The organism is Streptomyces sp. NPDC050636, assembly GCF_040654775.1.
Classification (GTDB): Bacteria; Actinomycetota; Actinomycetes; order Streptomycetales; family Streptomycetaceae; genus Streptomyces.
This window is the reverse complement of record NZ_JBFAIP010000063.1, coordinates 16,474-38,876: the sequence shown is the minus strand read 5'-3', so window position 1 is coordinate 38,876 and position 22,403 is coordinate 16,474. Positions and strand designations below refer to the sequence as shown.

At 74.3% G+C, this 22,403-nt stretch carries 2 protein-coding genes; both read right to left on the bottom strand.

Features of this window, described 5'->3' with window-relative positions:
- Positions 1-21,059: type I polyketide synthase (locus tag AB0I10_RS30115; RefSeq protein ID WP_363155824.1), on the bottom strand; the 21,059-nt coding region annotated here is incomplete at its 3' end.
- Positions 21,060-21,415: 356 nt separating this feature from the next.
- A complete protein-coding gene (locus AB0I10_RS30110) occupies positions 21,416-22,312 on the bottom strand; it encodes a LuxR C-terminal-related transcriptional regulator (protein WP_363155823.1) in 897 nt (298 codons plus the stop codon).
- Between the last annotated feature and the right edge of the window lie 91 nt (positions 22,313-22,403).

Below are 22,403 nucleotides of genomic sequence, written 5' to 3'. Positions count from 1 at the left end.
TGGGCGAACACCGCATCCAAAGCCTCAGCGAACACCGGGAACCGGCCATACAACTCCCGACCCATCCCCACCCGCTGCGCACCCTGACCCGAGAAGAGCGCGGCGAGCTTCCCGGTGACGTCCCCGGTGACGCCGCGCGCCAGTTCCCGGACCCGCTCGCCGTCGGCCAGCAGCACCGCGCGGTGGGCGAACGCCGCCCGGCCGGTGGCGAGCGAGTGGCCCACGTCGACGGGTGACGGGCCGGTCAGCGCGCCGATCCGCTCGATCTGCGCCGTCAGCGCGGCCTCGGACTTGGCCGACACCGGCCAGGGCACGGCGCCCGGCACCGTGACCGGCCGGTCCGCCGCGGGCTCCGGCTCGGGCGCGGGCGCCTCTTCGATCAGGACGTGGGCGTTGGTGCCGCTGACGCCGAAGGCGGAGACACCGGCCCGGCGGCTGTGCCCGGTCGTTGGCCACGGCTGCGGCCGGGTGAGGAGCGAGACCGTGCCGTCGGTCCAGTCGACGTGCGAGGACGGGGTGTCGATGTGCAGGGTCTTGGGCAACGCGCCGTGGCGCATCGCCAGGAGCATCTTGATGATGCCCGCGACACCGGCGGCGGCCTGGGTGTGGCCCAGGTTCGACTTGATCGAGCCGAGCAGCAGCGGGAGGCTCCGGTCCTGCCCGTAGGCGGCGATCAGGGCGTGGGCCTCGATCGGGTCGCCCAAGGTGGTTCCGGTGCCGTGGGCCTCGACGACATCCACGTCGGCGGGGGCCAGGTCGGCGTCGGCGAGGGCCTGGCCGATGACGCGCTGCTGGGCCCGCCCGTTGGGCGCGGTCAGGCCGTTGGAGGCGCCGTCCTGGTTGACGGCGGTGCCGCGGACGATGCCGAGGACGTCGTGCCCGTTGCGGCGGGCGTCGGACAGTCGCTCCAGTACGAGGACGCCCACGCCCTCGGCCCAGCTGGTGCCGTCGGCCGAGTCGGCGAAGGGCTTGCACCGCCCGTCGGGGGCCAGCCCGCCCTGCACGGTGAACTCGGCGAAGGCGTCGGGGCTGGACATGACCGAGACGCCGCCGGCCAGCGCCAGGGTGGACTCGCCGCTGCGCAGCGACCGCGCGGCCATGTGCAGCGCGACGAGCGAGGACGAGCAGGCCGTGTCGACGGTGACGGCGGGGCCTTCGAGGCCGAAGGCGTAGGAGAGGCGGCCGGACATGACGCTGGCGGTGTTTCCGGTGGCGACATGGCCACGGACGTCGGCGGTGGTGCCCTTGCGCAGCAGCGTCGCGTAGTCCTGGCCGTTGGTGCCGACGAATACGCCGGTGCGGCTGCCGCGCAGGGCGGTCGCGTCGATTCCGGCGCGCTCGAAGGCCTCCCAGGTGGTTTCCAGCAGCAGGCGCTGCTGGGGGTCCATGGCCAGGGCCTCGCGGGGCGAGATGCCGAAGAACGCGGCGTCGAAGAGGCCGACGCCGTCGAGGAATCCGCCTTCGAGGGTCGCGGAGGCACCTCGGGCGAGCGCGTCGAGGTCCCAGCCGCGGTCCGCGGGGAATCCGCTGATCGCGTCCTCGCCCCGGCTCAGCAGCTGCCAGAGGTCCTCGGGGGACCGTACGCCGCCGGGGAAGCGGCAGTTCATGCCGACGACGGCGATGGGGTCCTCGTCCGCCGCCCGGCCGACGGGGGCCGGGGTCTCGGAGCCGGACTCGGGCAGGGTGCCGAGGAGTTCGGTGAGCAGGAAGTCGGCGAGGGCGAGCGGGGTCGGGTAGTCGTAGACGAGGGTCGCGGGCAGCTTGAGCCCGGTGGCGGCGGACAGGGTGTTGCGCAGTTCGACGGTGGTCAGCGAGTCGAAGCCGAGGTCGCTGAAGGGCTGGTCGACGGCGATGCCGCCGGTGCCGGAGTGCCCGAGCACGGCGGCCACCTGTCCGCGCAGCAGGTCCAGGACGAACCGGGGGCGGGCGGCCTGGGAGAGTCCGGCGAGCCGCCCGCGCAGCACCGGTTCCCGCAGGGCGGCGTCCGGTGTCCCGGCGGGTGCCGTGGCGGCGGCCGGTCGCAGTTCGGGGAGGTCGCCGACGAACGGGTTGGGGCGCAGCGCGGTGAACGCGTCCGCGTACCGGTCCCAGTCGATGTCCGCGAGGGTCAGGGCCGTGGCGTCGTGCTCGATGGCCTGGCGCAGCGCGGTGAGGGCGAGTTCGGGTGCCATGGGGGCGAAGCCGCCGCGCCGGACCCGGCTTTCGATGTCGGTGCCGTCGGCGGCCATGCCGGTCCCGGCCCAGGGGCCCCAGGCGAGGGAGGTCGCGGGCAGGCCGTGGGCGCGGCGGTGTTCGGCGAAGGCGTCGAGGAACGCGTTGGCGGCGGCGTAGTTGCCCTGTCCGGGGGCGCCGAGGGTGCCGGCGATGGAGGAGAAGAGCACGAACGCGGTCAGGTCGTGGCCGCGGGTCGCCTCGTGCAGGTTGAGGGTGGCGGTGACCTTGGCGCGCAGGACGGCGGCGAACTTCTCGGGGGTGAGGTTGTCGATGGTGCCGTCGTCGACGGTGCCCGCGGTGTGGAAGACCGCGGTGAGCGGGTGCTCCCGCGGGATCGCGTCGAGTACGGCGGTGAGGGCCGCGCGGTCGGCGGTGTCGCAGGCCACGAGGGTGACTTCGGCGCCCAATGCCTCGATGTCGGCGGTCAGTTCGGCGGCTCCGGGGGCGTCGGCACCGCGGCGGCTGACCAGCAGCAGGTGCCGGGCGCCGTGGGTGGCGAGCCATCGGGCGAGGTGGCCGCCGAGGGCGCCGGTGCCGCCGGTGACGAGCACGGTGCCGGTGGGGTGGAACTCGCTCGGTGCGGGGGCCTGTCCGAGGGGGTGGCGGGCCAGCCGCCGGGCGTAGGTCGCGGTGGCGCGTACGGCGAGCTGGTCCTCGCCGTCGCCGGCGGCGAGGGCGGCGGCCAGGCGGCGCAGGGTGGTGTCGGTGAGCTCGTCGGGGAGGTCGACGAGGCCGCCCCAGCGCTGCGGGTGCTCCAGTGCGGCGACCCTGCCCAGGCCCCAGACGGCGGCCTGGGCCGGACGGGCCGGGTGTTCGGAGCGGCCGATGGCCACGGCGGTGCGCGTCACGCACCACAGGGGTGCCTCGATACCGGCGTCGCCCAGGGCCTGTACGGCCGTCGCCGTCAGCAGCAGACCCGCGGCCGCACCGGTCCCGTCGGCCCCGTCGGCCCCGTCGGCGACTTCGGCAGCTTCGGCGGCTTCGGTGGCATCGCCCGCCGTCGCCAGCAGGGACAGGACGCCCGTGAACCCGCTGCTCTCGGCGGCCAGTTCACGCAGCCGCTCGGCCAGATCCGCGCGCTCGGGGGCACTGACCTCGACCCGTACGGTGTCGGTGCCCAGGGCGCCGGTGACCGCTTCGAGCCGGTCCGGGTCGGCGCCCGCCGGTGCGAGCACCAGCCAGGTCCCGGTCGGGTGTGCGGGGCCGGAGGCGGCCGGGCCGGTCAGGGGCTTCCAGGTGGTCCGGTAGCGCCAGCCGTCGACGGTGGAGCGCTCCCGGCTCTTGCGGCGCCAGGAGGACAGGGCGGGCAGGACGGCGGTGAGGGTGTCGTCGTCCAGGTCCAGCGAGGAGCCCAGCGTCTCCAGGTCCGCGCGCTCCACCGCCGACCAGAATTCCGCGTCCACCGCGTCGGCGGGGCCCGCGGGCGCGGCGGTGCCGGTGGCCGCCTCGGGCCAGTAGCGCTCGCGCTGGAAGGGGTAGGTAGGCAGGTCGGTCCGGCGGGCGCCGGTACCTGCGAACACGGCGTCCCAGTCGATCCGCACCCCGTGGAGGTGGAGCCGGGCCAGGGCCGTGGTCAGTGCCGGGGCCTCGGCGCGGTCGCGGCGCAGGGCCGGGACGGCGGCGGCCGGGGTCTCCTCGTCGGCGGTCTCGCGTACGGCGCCGCTGAGTACGGCGTCCGGGCCGAGCTCGAAGAAGGTGGTCACACCGTGCTCGGTGAGGTGGCGTACGGCGTCGGCGAAGCGGACGGTGCCGCGGACCTGCCCGGTCCAGTACTCCGGCGAGGCGAGCTCCTCGTGGGTGAGGAGCGCGCCGGTGACGGTGGACACCAGCGGCAGCGTGGGGGCGTGGCAGGTGACGGAGCCGACGGCGCGGGCGAAGTCCGCGAGCATCGGGTCCATGTGCGGCGAGTGGAAGGCGTGGCTGACGCGCAGTCGCTTGGTGCGGCGGCCCGCCTCGTGGAAGTGCGCCGCCAGGGCGCGTACCGCGTCCTCGTCGCCCGCGACGACCAGGGACGCCGGGGTGTTGACGGCGGCGACGGTGGCCCGCCCCTCGTACTGGTCGAGGATGGGCAGCACCTCGTCCTCGGTGGCCTCGACGGAGGCCATGGCGCCTCCGGCGGGCAGGGCGGCCATCAGGCGGCCGCGGGCCGCGACGAGGGTGCAGGCGTCCTCCAGGGTGAGGACTCCGGCCGCGTGCGCGGCGGCGAACTCGCCGATGGAGTGGCCCGCGACGTAGTCGGGGCGCAGGCCCCAGGACTCGGCGAGGCGGAACAGCGCCACTTCGAGGGCGAAGAGGGCCGGCTGGGTGTAGCCGGTGTCATCGAGTAGTTCGGCCTCGGGGGTGCCGGGTTCGGCGAAGAGGATCTCCCGTAGCGGGCGGTCGAGTTCGAGGTCGAAGCGGGCCAGTACGGCGTCCAGGGCCTCGGCGTAGACCGGGTGGCGGTCGTAGAGCTCGCGGCCCATCCCGGGGCGCTGGCTGCCCTGGCCGGTGAAGAGGAAGGCCAGGCGGCCGCGGCCGGGGCGGCCGGTGAGCAGTGCGCCGTCGGGGGTGCCGTCGCGCAGGGCGGTCAGGGCGCGGGTGAGGGCGTCGGGGTCGTCGGTGACGACGGCCGCGCGGTGTTCCAGGGCGGCGCGGGAGGTGGCGAGGGAGAAGGCGAGGTCGGTGAGCGGGAGTCGGGAGTGGTCGGCGAGGTGGGTCAGAAGCCGTCCGGCCTGGGCGCGCAGGCCCGCTTCGGTGCGTCCGGACAGGGTCAGGGGAACGGGGGCGGGGGCGGGTTCGGCCGGGTGGGCCGGTGTGGTGACGGTGCCGTCGTCGTCCCCCTCGTCCCCCTCGGGCCGGTCTTCCGGGGCCTGTTCGAGGATGGTGTGGACGTTGGTGCCGCTGAGTCCGAAGGAGGAGACGCCCGCGCGGCGCGGGTGCCCGGTGCTCGGCCAGGGCAGCGGTTCGGTGAGCAGCCGGATGGCGCCGGAGCTCCAGTCGACGTGTGTGGAGGGCCGGTCGATGTGCAGGCTCCGTGGCGCGCTCGCGTGGCGCATGGCCATGACCATCTTGATGATGCTGGCGACACCGGACGCCATCTGGGCGTGGCCGATGTTGGACTTGACGGAGCCCAGGAGCAGCGGGTGCTCGGGGTCGCGGTCCTGGCCGTAGGTGGCGAGGAGGGCCTGGGCCTCGATGGGGTCGCCGAGTGCGGTGCCGGTGCCGTGGCCGTCGATGACGTCGATCTCGGCGGGGTCCATGTTGGCGTTGGCCAGGGCCTGGCGGATGACGCGCTGCTGGGACGGGCCGTTGGGGGCGGTCAGGCCGTTGGAGGCGCCGTCCTGGTTGACGGCGGAGCCCCGGATGACGGCCAGGACCTGGTGTCCGTTGCGACGGGCGTCGGAGAGCCGCTCGACGAGGACGAGGCCGACGCCCTCGGCCAGGCTCATGCCGTCGGCCTGGTCGGAGTAGGCCTTGCAGCGGCCGTCGGCGGCCATCGCGCGCTGCCGGCTGAAGCCGACGAACGCGCCGGGCGTGGACATGATGCTGACGCCGCCCGCGAGGGCGAGGGAGCTCTCGCCGTTGCGCAGGGACTGGCAGGCCAGGTGCAGGGCGACCAGGGAGGAGGAGCAGGCGGTGTCGAGGGAGACGGCCGGGCCCTCGAAGCCGTAGGTGTAGGACAGGCGGCCGGACAGGACGCTGGAGATGGTGCCGGTGATCAGGTGTCCCTCGGCACCCTCCGGGCCCGTGCCGAAGGCGCCGTAGTCCTGGTAGCTGGCGCCGATGAACGTGCCGGTGCTGCTGCCGCGCAGGGTGGCGGGGTCGATTCCGGCGCGCTCCATCGCCTCCCAGGAGGTCTCCAGCAGCAGGCGCTGCTGGGGGTCCATAGCCAGGGCCTCGCGGGGCGAGATCCCGAAGAAGGAGGCGTCGAAGTCGGCGGCGTCGTGGAGGAAGCCGCCCCGGGTCGAGTAGGTGTGGCCGGCCCGGTCGGGGTCGGGGTCGTAGAGGCCCTCGGCGTCCCAGCCGCGGTCGGTGGGGAACTCGCCGGTGGCGTCGCCGCCCTCGGCGACCAGGCGCCACAGGTCCTCCGGGGAGCCGATGCCGCCGGGGTAGCGGCAGCTCATGCCGATGATGGCGATGGGCTCGTCGTCGGTGACGGCCGTGGTGTGCGTGGCCGTCCCGGCGGTGCCCGCGCGGGACCCGGCGATGGCGTCACGCAGGTAGGCCACCAGCGCGAGCGGGTTGGGGTAGTCGAAGACCATGGTGCTCGGCAGGGCGAGCCCGGTCACGGTGGCGATCCGGTTGCGCAGGTCGACGGCGGTCAGTGAGTCGAAGCCGACGTCGCGGAAGGCGCGTTGTTCGGAGAGGACGTCGGGTGAGGCGTGGCCGAGGGCGGTGGCCGCCTCGGTGCGGACCAGGTCCAGCAGGAGGCGGTCCTGCTCGACGGGGGCCAGGGCCAGCAGCCGGGTGGTGAACTCGCTGCCGGAGTCGGGGACTTCGGTGCCCGCCTCCGCCAGTTGCCGGACCTCGGGCAGTTCCTCGAAGAGCGGGGTGGGCCGGTTGGCGGTGAAGACGGGGTGGTAGCGCTCCCAGTCCACGTCCGCGACGGCCAGGACCGTCTCGTCGTCGTCGAGGGCCTGCCGCAGGCCGGTGAGGGCCAGTTGGGGTTCCATGAAGACCAGTCCGCTGCGGCGGATCTGGGCGGGGTCGACGCGGCCGAGCTTGAGGTCGTCGGCCCAGATGCCCCAGGAGACGGCGGTGGCGCGGGCGCCCCGAGCGCGGCGGTGCTCGGCGAGGGCGCCGAGGTAGGCGTTGCCCGCGACATACGCGGCGTGGGCACCGCTGCCCCACATCCCGGCGGTGGAGGAGTACAGGACGAACGCGTCGAGCTCGTCGTCGTCGAGGAGTTCGTCCAGGTGCCGGGCGCCGGTGACCTTGGCGTCCAGGACCTTCGCGAAGGCGTCGGGGGTGGTCTCGGCGATCGGCGCGAGTTCGATGGTGACGGCGGTGTGCACGACCGTGCGGACGGTGCGGCCTTCGGCCTTCAGGGTCGCGAGCATGTCGGCCACGGCGCCGCGATCGGTCAGGTCGCAGGCGACGACGGTGGCTTCGCAGCCCGACTCGGCCAGTTCCCTGACGAGTTCGTCGGCGCCGGGTGCCGCCGGGCCGCGGCGGCTGGTGAGCACGATGTGCTCGGCGCCCTGCTCGGCGAGCCAGCGGGCCAGGTGCGGGGCGAGGGTGCCGGTGCCGCCGGTGACGAGGGTGGTGCCGCGCGGCGACCAGGGCCGGGCCGGGGCGGGGTCGGCACCGGCGGCCCGTACGACGCGGCGGGTCAGGACGCCGGAGGCGCGCAGGGCGAACTGGTCCTCGCCGGTGCGGCCGGACAGGACGGCGGCCAGGCGTTCGCCCGCGCGCCGGTCGAGTTGTTCGGGCAGGTCGATCAGGCCGCCCCAGCGCTGCGGGTGTTCGAGGGCGGCGGTCCAGCCCAGGCCGTGGATCTGGGCCTGGTCGGGGTGGGTGAGCCGGTCCGCGCGGCCGGTGGAGACGGCCCCACGGGTCAGGCACCACAGGGGCGCGTCGATCCCGGTGTCGCCGAGTGCCTGGACGAGTGCGAGGGTCAGGGCGAGTCCACGGGTGAGTGCCGGGTGGTCGGCGCTCGGCCCCTCGGCGTCGGCCACCAGGGACACCACGCCCGTGAGGTCCGCCGCGCCTTCGAGGTCCGCCAGCCGCGCGGTCAGGGTCGCACGGTCGGCGCAGGTGTCGTCCAGGACGAGGGTGCGCGGTTCGGCGCCGTGGGCGGCGAGGGCGCCGGTGACGGCGTCGGTGCCGGTCCCTTCGGGGGCGATGACGAGCCAGCTGCCCGTCAGGGCCGGGGTGGGCAGGCTGGTCAGTGGCTTCCAAGTGGCGCGGTAGCGCCAGGAGTCCACGGTGGACAGGTCGCGGCGGCGCTTGCGCCAGTGGGAGAGGGCCGGGAGGACCGGGGCCAGGGAGGTGCGGTCCAGGCGCAGGCGGGAGGCGAGGGCGTCGACGTCCTCCTCCTCGACCGCCGTCCAGAACTCCGCGTCCGCGGGGTCCGCTTCGGGCCGGTCCTGCGGCAGGTCGGGGATCGCCCACAGGTGTTCGCGCTGGAAGGCGTATGTGGGCAGTGGTACGCGGCGGGCGCCGGTGCCCGCGAAGACAGCGGTCCAGTCGGCGTCGGCGCCCCGTACGAAGGCTTCGGCGAGGGAGGTCAGGAAGCGGTCGGTGCCGCCCGCTTCGCGCCGGAGCGTGCCGAGTACCGCGGCCGGGGTCCCGGCTTCCTCGGCGGTCGCCTGGATGCCCATGGCGAGTACGGGGTGGGAGCTGACCTCGATGAAGAAGCGGTGGTCCTGGGCGAGGAGTTCGCCTATGGCGGGCTGGAAGCGGACGGTCTGCCGCAGGTTGGTGTACCAGTAGTCGGCGTCCATGCCGGTGGTGTCCAGCCAGTCACCGGTGACGGTGGAGAAGAAGGGCACCTGCGCGGGGCGCGGGCGTACCGGCGCGAGGACGGTGCGCAGTTCGTCCCGCACCATTTCCACCTGCGCGGAGTGCGAGGCGTAGTCCACGGCGATGCGCCTGGCGCGGATGTCCTCGCCGACCAGCTCGGCCTGGAGGGCGTCCAGTGGTGCGGTGGCGCCGGAGACGACGACGGACCGGGGCCCGTTGACGGCGGCGATGGAGAGGTCCTCGTACGAGGCGACGCGCCGTTCGACGTCGGTGACGGGCAGCGGGACCGACAGCATGCCGCCGGATCCGGCCAGCCCGCGGGCGATGGCCTGGCTGCGCAGGGCGACCACGCGGGCCGCGTCGCCCAGGGAGAGGGCGCCGGCGACGGCGGCCGCGGCGATCTCGCCCTGCGAGTGGCCGACGACGGCGTCGGGGGTGATGCCGTGGGAGGTCCACAGGGCGGCCAGCGAGACCATGACGGCGAACGAGGCGGGCTGGACGACGTCGACGCGGTCCAGGGTCGGCGCGCCCTCCGTCTGGCGCAGGACGTCGAGCAGGGACCAGTCGGTGAACTCCGAGAGGGCGGTGGCGCATTCGGTGAGGCGCTCGGCGAAGACCGGGGACTCCTCCAGGAGCCGCGCTCCCATGCCGACCCACTGGGAGCCCTGGCCGGGGAAGACGAAGACGGTTCTGCCGTCGGTGTCGGCCGTGCCCGGGACGACGCCCGCGTCGGAGCCGCCGGTGGCCAGGGCGTCGAGCGCGGCGCGCCGGGTCCGGTCGTCGGTGCCGACGAGGACGGCGCGGTGGTCGAAGAGGGTGCGGGTGGCCGCCAGGGTGTGGCCGATGTCGAGGGCCGCGGGGGCCTGTTCGCCGTCGAGGTGGGCGGCGAGGTTCGCGGCCTGGGCGCGCAGGGCGCCCGGGGTCCGGGCGGAGAGCACCCAGGGTATGGCGCCGCCGGCCGGGGGCACCGGCTGTGCGGGGGCGGTGTCCTGGGGGCGGGGGGCTTCTTCGAGGACGGTGTGGGCGTTGGTGCCGCTGATGCCGAAGGAGGAGACCGCGCAGCGGCGCGGGCGCTCGCCCTCGGGCCATGCGGTGGGCTCGGTCAGCAGGGAGACGGTGCCGGGGGTCCAGTCGATGTGGCGGGAGGGGGTGTCCGCGTGCAGGGTGCGCGGCAGCTGTCCGTGGCGCAGGGCCAGGACCATCTTGATGACGCCGGCCACGCCGGCCGCCGACTGGGTGTGGCCGATGTTGGACTTGACGGAGCCCAGCAGCAGGGGGTTCGCGGTGTCGCGGGCCGGTCCGTAGGTGGCGAGGAGGGCCTGGGCCTCGATGGGGTCGCCGAGCGCGGTGCCGGTGCCGTGGGCCTCGACGGCGTCGATGTCCGCCGGGGTCAGCTGGGCGTTGGCCAGGGCCTGGCGGATGACGCGCTGCTGGGAGGGGCCGTTGGGCGCGGACAGGCCGTTGGAGGCGCCGTCCTGGTTGATGGCCGAGCCGCGGACGACGGCGAGGATCTCGTGGCCGTTGCGCTGGGCGTCGGAGAGCCGCTCCAGGACGAGGATGCCGACGCCCTCGGCGAGGGTCATGCCGTCGGCGCTGTCGGAGAACGCCTTGCAGCGGCCGTCGCCCGCCAGGGCGCGCTGCCGGCTGAAGGCGACGAACGGGTTGGGGTTGGTCATCACGGTCGCGCCGCCCGCCAGGGCGAGGGAGCTCTCGCCGTTGCGCAGGGACTGGCAGGCCAGGTGCAGGGCGACCAGGGAGGAGGAGCAGGCCGTGTCGACGGTGACGGCGGGCCCTTCGAGGCCGAAGAGGTAGGCCAGCCGCCCGGACAGGACGCTGGGGCTGGTGCCGGTCACCAGGTGGCCGGCGGAGCCGTCGCGTACGCCGAACCCGTACTCCTGGTAGGTGGAGCCGATGAAGGTGCCGGTGCTGGTGCCGTGGACGGCGGTGGGGTCGATACCGGCGTGCTCGAACGCCTCCCAGGTGGTCTCCAGCAGCAGGCGCTGCTGGGGGTCCATCGACAGTGCCTCGCGCGGCGAGATACCGAAGAAGGAGGCGTCGAACTCGCCCGCGTCGTGCAGGAAGCCGCCCTGGGTGGAGTACGTCGTGCCGGGGTTGTCCGGGTCGGGGTCGTAGAGGCCGGTGTGCCAGCCGCGGTTGACGGGGAAGTCGGTGATGGCGTCGACGCCTTCGGAGACCAGCTCCCAGAACTGCTGCGGGGAGCGGACGCCGCCGGGGAAGCGGCAGCTCATGCCGACGATGGCGATGGGCTCGTCGAAGCTGCCCGATGAGGGCACGACCATGGCTGCGGGGGCGGCCGGTTCCTGTCCGGCGCCCAGGAGTTCGCCGCGCAGATGGCGGGCGAGGGCGGCGGGGGTCGGGTAGTCGAAGACGAGGGTGGCGGGCAGCGGCAGGCCGGTGAGCGCGGCCAGCCGCTTGCGCAGCTCCACCGCGGTCAGCGAGTCGAAGCCCGCGTCGCGGAAGGCCCGGCGCTCGGAGACGGCCTCGGCACCGGCGTGGCCGAGTGCCACGGCGGCCTCGGCGCGCACCAGGTCGGTGAGCAGGCGCTGCTGCTCGTCGTCGTCGAGGCCCCGCAGGCGCTCGGCGAATTCGGGCGCGGCGCTGACGTCTTCGGCGCGTACGAGGGCCTGGACCTCGGCCAGTTCGTCGAAGAGGACGCTGGGCCGGGTGGAGGTGAAGACCGGGTGGTAGCGCTCCCAGTCGATGTCGGCGACGGTGACCGTGACGTCCTGCTGGACGACGGCGCGCCGCAGTTCGGCGATGGCGGTCGAGGGCGCGAGGAAGCGCAGCCCGCGCCGGTGCAGTTCGTCGGTGACGGCCTCGTGGGTGGCCATTCCGGCCTCGGCCCAGGGGCCCCAGGCCACCGAGGTGGCGGGCAGGCCGCGGGCCGCGCGGTGCTCGGCGAGGGCGTCGAGGTAGGCGTTGGCGGCGCTGTAGGCGCTCTGTCCGGCGCTGCCCCACACTCCGGCGATCGAGGAGACCAGGATGAAGAAGTCCAGGTCGTGGCCGTCCAGGAGGCTGTCGAGGTGGGCCGCGCCGAGCAGCTTGGCGGCCATGGCCTGCGCGGCGTCCGCGAGCGGGGTGTCGGTGAGGGCGGCGGCCTGGCCGACGCCCGCCGCGTGGACGACGCCGGTCAGCGGGTGCTCTTCCGGTACGGAGTCCAGCAGTGCGGCGAGGGCCGCGCGGTCGGCGGTGTCGCAGGCCGCGATGGTGACGCGGGCGCCCAACTCCTCGATTTCGGCGGCTAGTTGGGCGGCGCCGGGGGCGTCCGGTCCGCGGCGGCCGGTGAGCAGGAGGTGGTCGGCGCCGCTGCGGGCGAGCCAGCGGGCGGCCTCGGCGCCGAGTGCTCCGGTGCCGCCGGTGACCAGTACGGTGCCGCGCGCGGTGAAGGCGTCGGCCGGGGGCAGTTCGGCGAGCGGGTGGCGTACCAGGCGGCGGCCGAGCGCGCCGGTGGCGCGGATCGCGATCTGGTCCTCGCCGCCCTGTGCGGCCAGGGCGCTGACGAGGTGTTGGGTGGTGGGCGCGTCGAGGGCGGGCGGCAGGTCGATCAGGCCGCTCCACAGCCGCGGGTGCTCCAGGGCCGCGACCCGGCCAAGGCCCCAGACCGCCGCCTGGAGGGGGCTGGCGAGCGGGTCGGCGGGTCCGGTGGTGACGGCGCCGCGGGTCAGGGTCCACAGGGGCGCGGCGAGGCCGGTGTCGGCGAGTGCCTGGGTCAGGACGATGCTCAGGGCGAGCCCGGTCGGCGGCTCGGCGCCGATGTCGGTGCCGGGCCGGTCGGCGAGCGGGAGCAGGGACAGTACGCCGGTCAGCGGCCGGCCCTCGTCCCGCACGGCGGTGAGCCGGTCGGTGAGTTCGGCGCGGTCGAGGCAGGCGGCGTCCAGGACGAGGGTTTCGAACTGGGCGCCGTGGCCGCGCAGCGCGTCCAGGATCTCGTCGCCGTCGGTGTTCCCGTCGGCTTCGGTGGTGACGAGCAGCCAGGTGCCGTCCAGCACGGGGGCTGCGGCCGCCCGTACGGGGCGCCAGGCGACGCGGTAGCGGGTGGAGTCCAGCAGGGCCTTCTCGTGCCGGTGCTGGCGCCAGGACGACAGGGCGGGCAGCAGGGCGTAGAGGGAGGCGTGCTGTTCGTCGCGCAGTCCGAGGAGGGTCGCTACCTCCGTGGCGTCGCCGCGTTCGACGGCGCCCCAGAGTTCGGCGTCCGCGGGGTCGGCGGCGGCCTGCGGGCCGGGCGCGTGGCTGGCCTCGGGCCAGTAGCGCTCGTGCTGGAAGGCGTAGGTGGGCAGGTCCACGGTGCGGGTGGCGGTGCCGGTGAAGTACGCGGGCCAGTCCACGGCGGTGCCGCGTACGTGCAGGCGGGCGAGCGCGGTGGTCACCGACCGCTCCTCGCCGCGCTCGGCGCGCAGCAGCGGGACGAGGTCCACGTCCGTCTCCTCGCCCAGGGTGTCCTGGGCGGGGGCCAGCAGGACGCTGTCGGGGCCGAGTTCGAGGAAGGTGCCCGCGCCGTGGGCGTGTGCGGCACGGATGCCGTCGGCGAAGCGGACCGTGCCGCGCGCGTGCGCGACCCAGTAGTCCGCGGAGCGGAGCTGTTCGTCGGTGGCGGGTTCCCCGGTGAGGTCGGAGATGACGGTGAGGTTCGGTGCGGCGTAGGTGAGCTCGGCCGCGACCTCGCGCAGCCCGTCGAGCATGGGCTCCATGAGCGGCGAGTGGAAGGCGTGGCTGACCGGGAGCTGCTTGGTCTTGCGGCCCTGTGCGACGAAATGGGCGGCGATCTCCTCGGCCGCGGCCCGGTCTCCGGCGACGACGACGGCGCGGGGTCCGTTGACGGCGGCGAGGGAGATCTCGTGCTCGCGCCCGGCGAGCAGGGGGGCGACCTCGTCCTCGGTGGCCTGGAGGGAGATCATGGCGCCGGTGGCGGGCAGGGCCTGCATCAGCCGTGCCCGCGCGGTGACCAGGCGGGCCGCGTCGGGGAGCGAGAGGACGCCCGCGACGTGTGCGGCGGCGATCTCACCGACCGAGTGGCCGAGCAGTACGTCGGGGCGGATGCCCCAGGTGTGGAGCAGCCGGTAGAGGGCGACCTCGATGGCGAAGAGGGCGGGCTGGGTCCACTCGGTGCGGTCCAGCAGTTCCGCCTCGGGGCTGCCGTCCGGGGCGAACAGGACGTCCTTCAGGGGGCGGTCCAGGTGCGGGTCGAGGGCCGCGGCGACCTCGTCGAGGGCTGTGGCGAACGCGGGGAAGCGCGCGTGGAGTTCACGGCCCGCGCCGGGGCGCTGGCTGCCCTGCCCCGAGAACAGCACGGCCAGCTTGCCCGCGCCGCCGATCTCGCCCTCGGTCAGGGCGGGGTCGGGCTGGTCGTCGGCCAGGGCGGCCAGGGCGCGCAGCAGTTCGTCGCGGTCGCCGGTGACGACGGCGCGCTGGTCGAAGGCGGTGCGGGTGGTGGCGAGGGAGAGCCCGATGTCGGCCGGGTCGAGCGCGGGGTGGTCGTCCAGGAAGGAGCGCAGGCGGGCGGCCTGGTCGCGGAGCGCGGCCCGGCTCGTGGCGGCGAGCCGCCACGGCACGACGGCCGGTGCGGGCCGCGGCTGTTCGCGCTCCTCGCGCGGGTCCGGTGCGGCCGCCGGTTCCTCGACGATGACGTGGGCGTTGGTACCGCTGAAGCCGAAGGAGGAGACACCGGCGCGGCGCGGCCTGTCGGCCTGCGGCCAGGGGGTTTCCTCGGTGAGCAGGCGTACGGCTCCGGTGTCCCACTCCACGTGTGTGGACGGCTCGTCGGCGTGCAGCGTGCGGGGCAGCACGCCGTGGCGCATGGCCAGGACCATCTTGATGACACCGGCGACGCCGGCCGCGGCCTGGGTGTGGCCGATGTTGGACTTGACGGAGCCGAGCAGCAGGGGGTGTTCGGCGTCGCGGTCCTGGCCGTAGGAGGCGAGCAGGGCCTGGGCCTCGATGGGGTCGCCGAGGGTGGTGCCGGTGCCGTGGCCCTCCACCGCGTCCACGTCCGCCGTGGACAGGCCGGCGGCGGCCAGCGCCTGCCGGATCACCCGCTGCTGGGCCGGGCCGTTGGGGGCGGTCAGGCCGTTGGAGGCGCCGTCCTGGTTGACGGCGGAGCCGCGTACGACGGCCAGGACGTGGTGCCCGTTGCGGCGGGCGTCGGAGAGCCGTTCCAGGACGAGTACGCCCACGCCCTCGGACCAGCCGACGCCGTCGGCGCTGTCGGAGAACGCCTTGCAGCGGCCGTCGGGGGACAGTCCGCGCTGCCGGGAGAACTCGATGAGGGCGCCGGGGGTGGACATCACCGTGACGCCTCCGGCCAGCGCCAGGGAGCACTCCCCTGCGCGCAGGGCCTGCATCGCCCAGTGCATGGCGACCAGGGAGGAGGAGCAGGCGGTGTCGACGGTGACGGCGGGGCCTTCGAGGCCGAGGGTGTAGGAGACCCGCCCGGAGGCGACGCTCGGGGCGGTGCCGCTCCCCTGGTGGCCCTCGAACTGCCCGCCGGAAAGCACCGTGGCGTAGTCGTTGTACATCACGCCCGCGAACACGCCGGTCTGGCTGCCCCGCAGGGACACCGGGTCGATGCCCGCGCGCTCCATGGCCTCCCAGGACGCTTCGAGGAGCAGCCGCTGCTGGGAGTCGGTGGCCAGGGCCTCGCGGGGGCTCATGCCGAAGAAGGCGGGGTCGAAGTCGGCGGCGGTGTGCAGGAATCCGCCGAAGCGGGAGTAGGAGGTGCCGGTGCGGTCCGGGTCCGGGTCGTAGAGCGTGTCCAGGTCCCAGCCCCGGTCGGTGGGCAGGCCCGAGATGGCGTCGGTGCCCTCGCTGACCAGCCGCCACAGGTCCTCGGGCGAGGCGACGCCGCCCGGGTAGCGGCAGCTCATGCCGACGATGACGATGGGGTCTTCGTCGGTGGCGGTGCCGGCGGCCCGGGGGGCACCGGCCGCGGCGGCTTCGGAGCCCATGAGTTCGGCAAGGATGTGCGCGGCGAGGGCGTCGACGGTCGGGTAGTCGAAGATGACCGTCGCGGCGGTGCGCAGGCCGGTGGCCGCGCTGAGCCGGTTGCGCAGTTCCACGGCGGTCAGCGAGTCGAAGCCCAGCTCCCGCAGCGGGCGCCGCGCGTCGATGTCGGCGGTGCCGGCGTGGCCCAGTACGGCGGCCACTTGGCCGGCCACGAGGTCGAGCACGACCTCGCCGCGGTCGGCCTCCGCCAGCCGGGACAGCTTCTGCACAAGGGTGACCGCGGTCTCCGAGCCCGAGACCACCGAGCGGCGGGCCGGGGTGCGGATCAGGCCGCGCCACAGCGGCGGTATCTCGCCCTGGACGCGCAGGACGGACAGGTCGAGCCTGGTCGGCAGCAGGACGGCGGCGTCCGTGGCGGTCGCCGCGTCGAAGAGGGCGATGCCCTGTTCCTCGGTGAGCGCGGGTGTGCCCATACGGGCCAGGCGCTCAAGGTCGTCGTCCGTGAGGCCACCGGTCATTCCGGCGGTGGGCTCCCACGGGCCCCAGGCCAGGGAGAGCCCCGGGAGGCCCTGGGCGCGGCGCAGTTGGGCGAGGGCGTCAAGGAAGGCGTTCGCGGCCGCGTAGTTGCCCTGGCCCGCCGCGCCCACGGTGCCGGAGAGGGAGGAGAAGACGACGAAAGCGGCCAGGTCGAGATCCCGGGTGGCCTCGTGAAGGTGCCAGACGGCGTCGGCCTTGGGCCGCAGGACCGCACTGATCCGCTCGGGGGTGAGCGACTCGATCACGCCGTCGTCGAGGGTGCCGGCGCTGTGCACGACGGCGGTGACGGGGTGCTCGGCGGGCACACCGGCCAGCAGCCGCTCCACGGCGGCGCGGTCGGCCAGGTCGCATGCCGTGAGGGCCACCTGCGCGCCGTGCCCGGCCAGTTCGGCCACGAGTTCCCCGGCACCCTCGGCGTCGGCGCCGCGGCGGCTGGTGAGCAGCAGGTGCCGTACGCCGCGCTCGACGACCAGGTGCCGGGCCAGTACGCGGCCCAGGCCGCCGGTGGCCCCGGTGAGGACCACGGTGCCCTCGGGGTCCCACTCCGTGACGGTCTGCGGCGCCTGGGCGCGGGCGAGCCGCGCGGTGAGCGCGGCGGTGCCGCGGACGGCGGTCTGCGGCTCGTCCAGAGCCAGCGACAGGGCCCGCGACAGCGACTCCGCGGCGGGCTCGGCGAAGTCGGGGTCGATGTCCAACAGCCCGAAGCGGCCGGGGTGTTCACTCTGCGCGGCCCGCACCAGGCCCCAGACGGCGGCGGCCACCGGGTCCGGCGCCTGCCGGCCGTCGGTGGCGACCGCGCCACGGGTGACGAAGACCAGCCGGGACGCGGCGTACCGCTCGTCGTCCAGCCAGGTCCGCAGGCGCTCCAGGACGTGGGCGGTGCGGGCGTGCACGGAGGTGACTACGTCATCACCGGTGCCACCGGTGCCACCCATGGCATCGGCCGCACCCGCGACGGGGGCGAGGACCACGTCCGGGGCCAGGGTGGCGGCGTCCGGGCCGGGCAGCGCCGTGAGCGCCGTGACTACGAGATCCGACGCCGAAAGCGCCCGCTCCAGGCCGAAGAGGTCCGGGCCGAGGACGGCGACCGAGGCGGGCGCCGCCTGGGCCGCCTGGCGCGGCTCGGTCCAGCGCAGCTCGAACAGGGCGTCGCGGACGAGGGAGTTGGCGGCGCCGAGCCGCTCGTCAGGCATGGTGCGCAGGACGAGCGAGCCGATGGAGGCGACAGGGGCGCCGGTGGTGTCGGCGACGGCGATCGCCACCGCGTCGTCGGCGGCCGGGGTCAGCTTCACGCGGACCGTCGTCGCCCCACTCGCGTGCAAGGTCACGTCCTGCCACGAGAAGGGCAGGCCGCCGCGGCCGTGCTCGCCCAGGTCGATGAAGGCCGCGGCGTGCAACGCGGCGTCCAGCAGGGCCGGGTGGAGGCCGAACACCGCCGACGACACAGCAGACGCAGCGTCGGAGCTGTTCGTCTCAGGCAGGGTCACCTCGGCGTAGACGTCGTCGCCGCTGCGCCAGGCGGCGCGCAGTCCCTGGAAGAGGGGGCCGTATCCGAAGCCGGTGTCGGCCATGCGGTCGTAGAAGCCTTCGAGGTCCAGCGGACGCGCGTCGGCGGGAGGCCAGGCGGTGGCGTCGAAGCCGGCGCGGTGCTCGCCGGCGACGAGGGTGCCGGCGGCGTGCTCGGTCCAGGGGAGTTCCTCCGGCCCGTCGGGGCGGGAGTGGACGCTCACGGTGCGGCGGCCGGACTCGTCCGGGCTGCCCACCCACACCTGCACCTGGACGCCGCCCTCCTCGGGCAGCACCAGCGGGGCGGCCAGGGTGAGTTCCTCCACGCGACCGCAGCCGGCTTCGTCCCCGGCGCGCACGGCCAGCTCCAGGAAGGCGGTGCCCGGCAGCAGCACCGTGCCGCGCACCGCGTGGTCGGCGAGCCAGGGGTGCGTGCGCTGCGACAGCCGGCCGGTGAGCAGCAGGCCGTCGGAGTTGGCGACCGACACGGCCGCCGTCAGCAGCGGGTGGTGCGCCGCTCCCAGGCCGGCGGCGCGCATGTCGCCGCCCGTAGCGGGCACGTTCTTGGGCCAGTAGCGGCGGCGCTGGAATGCGTAGGTGGGCAGTTCGGTGCGCCGGGCGCCGGTGCCCTGGAAGTAGGGCTCCCACTGGACGGCCACGCCGCGTGTGTGCAGACCCGCCAGCGCGGCGGTGAGGGCCTCGACCTCGGGGCGGCCCGGCCGCAGCACGGCGAGCGTGGCGGAAACGCCGTCAGCGGAGCCGGCCGGGCCGGCGGCGTCGGCCGAGTCGGGGACACCTTCGGCGGTGCCGGCCGCGGCCAGGCAGGCCTGGGCCATGGCGGACAGAACGCCGTCGGGGCCCAGTTCCAGGAAGGTGGCGGCGCCGTGGCCGTCGAGCCAGGCGAGGGCGTCGGCGAATCGTACGGCGTGGCGGGCGTGGTCCACCCAGTAGTCGGAGGAGGTCAGCTGCTCCACCGTGGCGAGGGTGCCGGTCAGGCCGGAGACGACCGGGATCACGGGCGCCTGCGGTGTGAGCCGGGAGACGGCGGTGCGGAACTCCTCCAGCATCGGCTCCATGAGCGGGGAGTGGAACGCGTGCGAGACGCGCAGCCGCTTGGTCCTGCGGCCCAGTGCGCGGAAGTGCTCGGCGACGGCGGTGACTTCGTCGGCTCGACCGGCGACCACGACGGCGGCGGGCCCGTTGACCGCGGCGACCGCGACGCGGTCCTGCCGGTCCTCCAGAAGGGGCAGGACCTCCTCCTCGGTGGCTTCGAGGGAGACCATGGCGCCGCCTTCGGGCAGCGCCTGCATGAGGCGGCCGCGGGCGAGCACCAGGGCCGCGGCGTCGGCCACGGAGAAGACCCCGGCCACGTGCGCCGCGGCGATCTCGCCGATGGAGTGCCCGGCGAGGAAGTCCGGCTTGACGCCGAAGGACTCGGCGAGCCGGTACAGCGCCACCTCGATCGCGAACAGCGCGGGCTGGGCGTAGCCGGTTTCGTCGAGCAGGGCGGCCTCGGGCGTGCCCTCGGCGGCGAACAGCACGTCCTTCAGGGGACGTTCAAGGCCCTGGTCGAGGTGGGCGAGGACCTCATCGAGGGCGGTGGCGAAGACGGGGAAGCGGGCGGCCAGTTCACGCCCCATGCCCGGCCGCTGCGAGCCTTGGCCCGCGAAGAGGAAGGCGAGCTTGGACCGTGTCCGGGCGGTGTCCTGCACCAGGCCCGGGGCCGGCGTGCCGTCGGCGAGCGCGGTGAGGGCGGCGCGGGCCCGGTCCAGGTCGGCCGCGGTGAACGCGGCACGGTGCTCCAGGCCGGAGCGGGCCGTGGCCAGGGAGTAGGCCATGTCCACGGGGTTCACGGGGTTCACGGGCGCGAGACCGGGGCGGGACGTGAGGTGTTCGAGCAGCCGCGCCGCCTGGGCGCGCAGCGCCTCGCGGGTGCGGCCGGAGACGAGCCACGGGACGGCGCCCGCCGCCACGGGTTCGGCGGCGGCCCGTCGTGCTGTGTCCTCCTGGTCCGCCTGCTCCCCTTGGCCTGCCTCGGGGGACGGGGCGGCCGGGGCCTCCTCCAGGATCGTGTGTGCGTTGGTGCCGCTGAGCCCGAACGAGGAGACGCCGGCCCGGCGCGGCTGTTCGCCCTGCGGCCACGGGACTTGCTCGGTGAGCAGGCGGACGGCCCCCTCTGTCCAGTCCACGTGCGAGGACGGCGCGTCCACATGGAGTGTGCGCGGGAGCATGCCGTGCCGCATGGCCAGCACCATCTTGATGACGCCGGCCATGCCGGCCGCCGCCTGGGTGTGGCCGAGGTTCGATTTGACGGAGCCCAGCAGCAGCGGGCGGTCGCCATCGCGATTGTGGCCATAGGTCGCCAGCAGCGCCTGGGCCTCGACGGGGTCGCCCAGCGTGGTGCCGGTGCCGTGCGCCTCGACGACGTCGATCTCGTCGGCCGAGAGCCGCGCACTGACCAGCGCCTGCTCGATCACCCGTTGCTGCGAGGGGCCGTTGGGCGCGGTCAGCCCGTTGGAGGCGCCGTCCTGGTTGACGGCGGAGCCCCGGATGACGGCCAGGATCTCGTGCCCGTTGCGACGGGCCTCCGAGAGGCGTTCCAGGACCAGGACGCCCGCACCCTCGGCCCAGCCCGTGCCATCGGCGGAGTCGGCGAAGGAGCGGCAGCGCCCGTCGGTGGAGAGCCCACCCTGGCGGCTGAACTCCACGAATGTGGTGGGGCTGGACATCACGGTGACACCGGCGGCCAGCGCCAGGGAGCACTCGCCCTGGCGCAGGGAGTGGGCGGCCAGGTGCAGGGCCACGAGGGAGGAGGAGCAGGCGGTGTCGATGGTGACTGCCGGGCCCACGGCCCCGAAGAAGTACGCGAGCCGGCCCGAGATGACGCTGGTGGTGGTGCCCGTCAGCGCGAAGCCCTGGACGTCGTCGTCCGGGCCCACCCGGTACTCCTGGGGCATCGCCCCGACGAACATGCCCGTCCTGGTTCCCCGGACCGCCGCCGGGTCGATACCGGCCCGCTCGAAGGCTTCCCAGGAGGACTCCAGCAGCAGCCGCTGCTGCGGATCCATGGCGAGTGCCTCACGGGGGGAGATCCCGAAGAAGGAGGCGTCGAACTCGGCCGCGTCGTGCAGGAATCCGCCGGAGAACTCCCCCGCGTCCTCGGCCGACAGTTCCCAGCCGCGGTCGGCGGGGGCCTTCGTGATGCCGTCACCGTCGGCGGCGAGCAGGGACCAGAGTTCCTCGGGGCTGCTCACGCCTCCCGGGAAGCGACAGCTCATGCCCACGATCGCGATCGGCTCGCGGGCCGCCGCCTCCAGCTCGCCCACCCGCTGCCGGGAGCGCCGCAGATCGGCACTGGCCCGCTTCAGGTAGTCGCGGAGTTTCTGTTCCTGGTCCATGTTCGCCACGTTCAACCCAACCCATCTCAAGACCGGCGGACAGCAGAGGATTTCGATGTGGGCATCCGGCACGGGGACGGCTGTTCCACAGCGATTGAGTTATCTGCGTGCCCTGCACGAGGCAGCTCGACTTCCCGCACGCCACACGCCCAGTCTCGACAGGGGTGGCCATGGAATTCCCTAGAATCGGCCGGACCCCGGGGTCGGTCGCGCGCCAAGGCGCCGGGGGCGCCGCGGATGGTCCGCGGCGCCCCCGGCGCCTTGTGTCTCGTTGGTTCTCTTCCGGATCGAGCCAGGGCCCAAAGGCAGGACCCGGCCCGCTGGTCCGCGCGGCGAACCACGGGAATGCGGGTGTGCTACTTGATGAAATCGTCCACGACACGGGGCGGCCAGGTTCCCACCGTCAACACCCCCATCGCATACGCGCGGGACACCAAGGCCGCGCGATTGGGGACCTTCAGTTTCCGCAGCAGTCCGGTGACGTGATATTCCACACCCTGCCGGCTGAGATACAGCCGGGAGGCCAGTGGAATCGTAGACAAGCCCGCCGCGATTCCCTCCAGAATTCGTGCGTCGATTTCGCTGAGTAATTTCTTTCGCGGCGCCACCACCGCGTCGTCCTCCGCGCTCTCTCCTGACCGCATCAGAACGAGAACCCCGGCCGGGTCGGGGGCGTAGTCGCTCACGGCGGCGGCCGTGAGCCTGCCGGTGAACGCGTCTCCTGTCGGCCGCAGCGCCACCACGTCTGCGGCGAACCGGTCGCGGCGGCCCTTCAGTAGCCGCTCGAACTGCCGCATGAGCGGCTGCCGCACGCTGGGATGCATCAGTTCGCGGAAATTGCGCCCGCAGACATCGGGTGCCGTTGTCGAGGATTCGGAGGGGGAAGAGGCGAGTACGTCGACGGAAGCCGCGGTGGGGGTCGCGAAGTGGCGGAAGAACTCCTGGTTGGCCTGACGGATCGTCAGTGCCGGGTCCAGTACGGCCATGCACACGCCCGGCTGGTCGCAGGACGGCCGCTCTTCCCGCCGTCCCGCCGCGCCGAGCTCATCGACCGTGCCGACCGCACTCCGGCCTGCCGAAATCTGCGGAGAATCCTCCAGAGCAGAAAACATCAAAAGACCGACATCCTTTCCAACCCCCGTCTGCAAACCAGAAATACAAGAGAGATCGAGCGAGAAAGAGAAAACCGGAGAATGAACGGGCCGGGCAAACTGAAGGCCCGGCAGCTGTCGGGAAAATAATTCGGATCTCAACCCGACCCGACACAATGGACACTAGCGACTGGTCCAGACAAGCGTCAACGCTCACCCGGCCCCCACCGCTAAACCTGTGGTCGCACTCCCG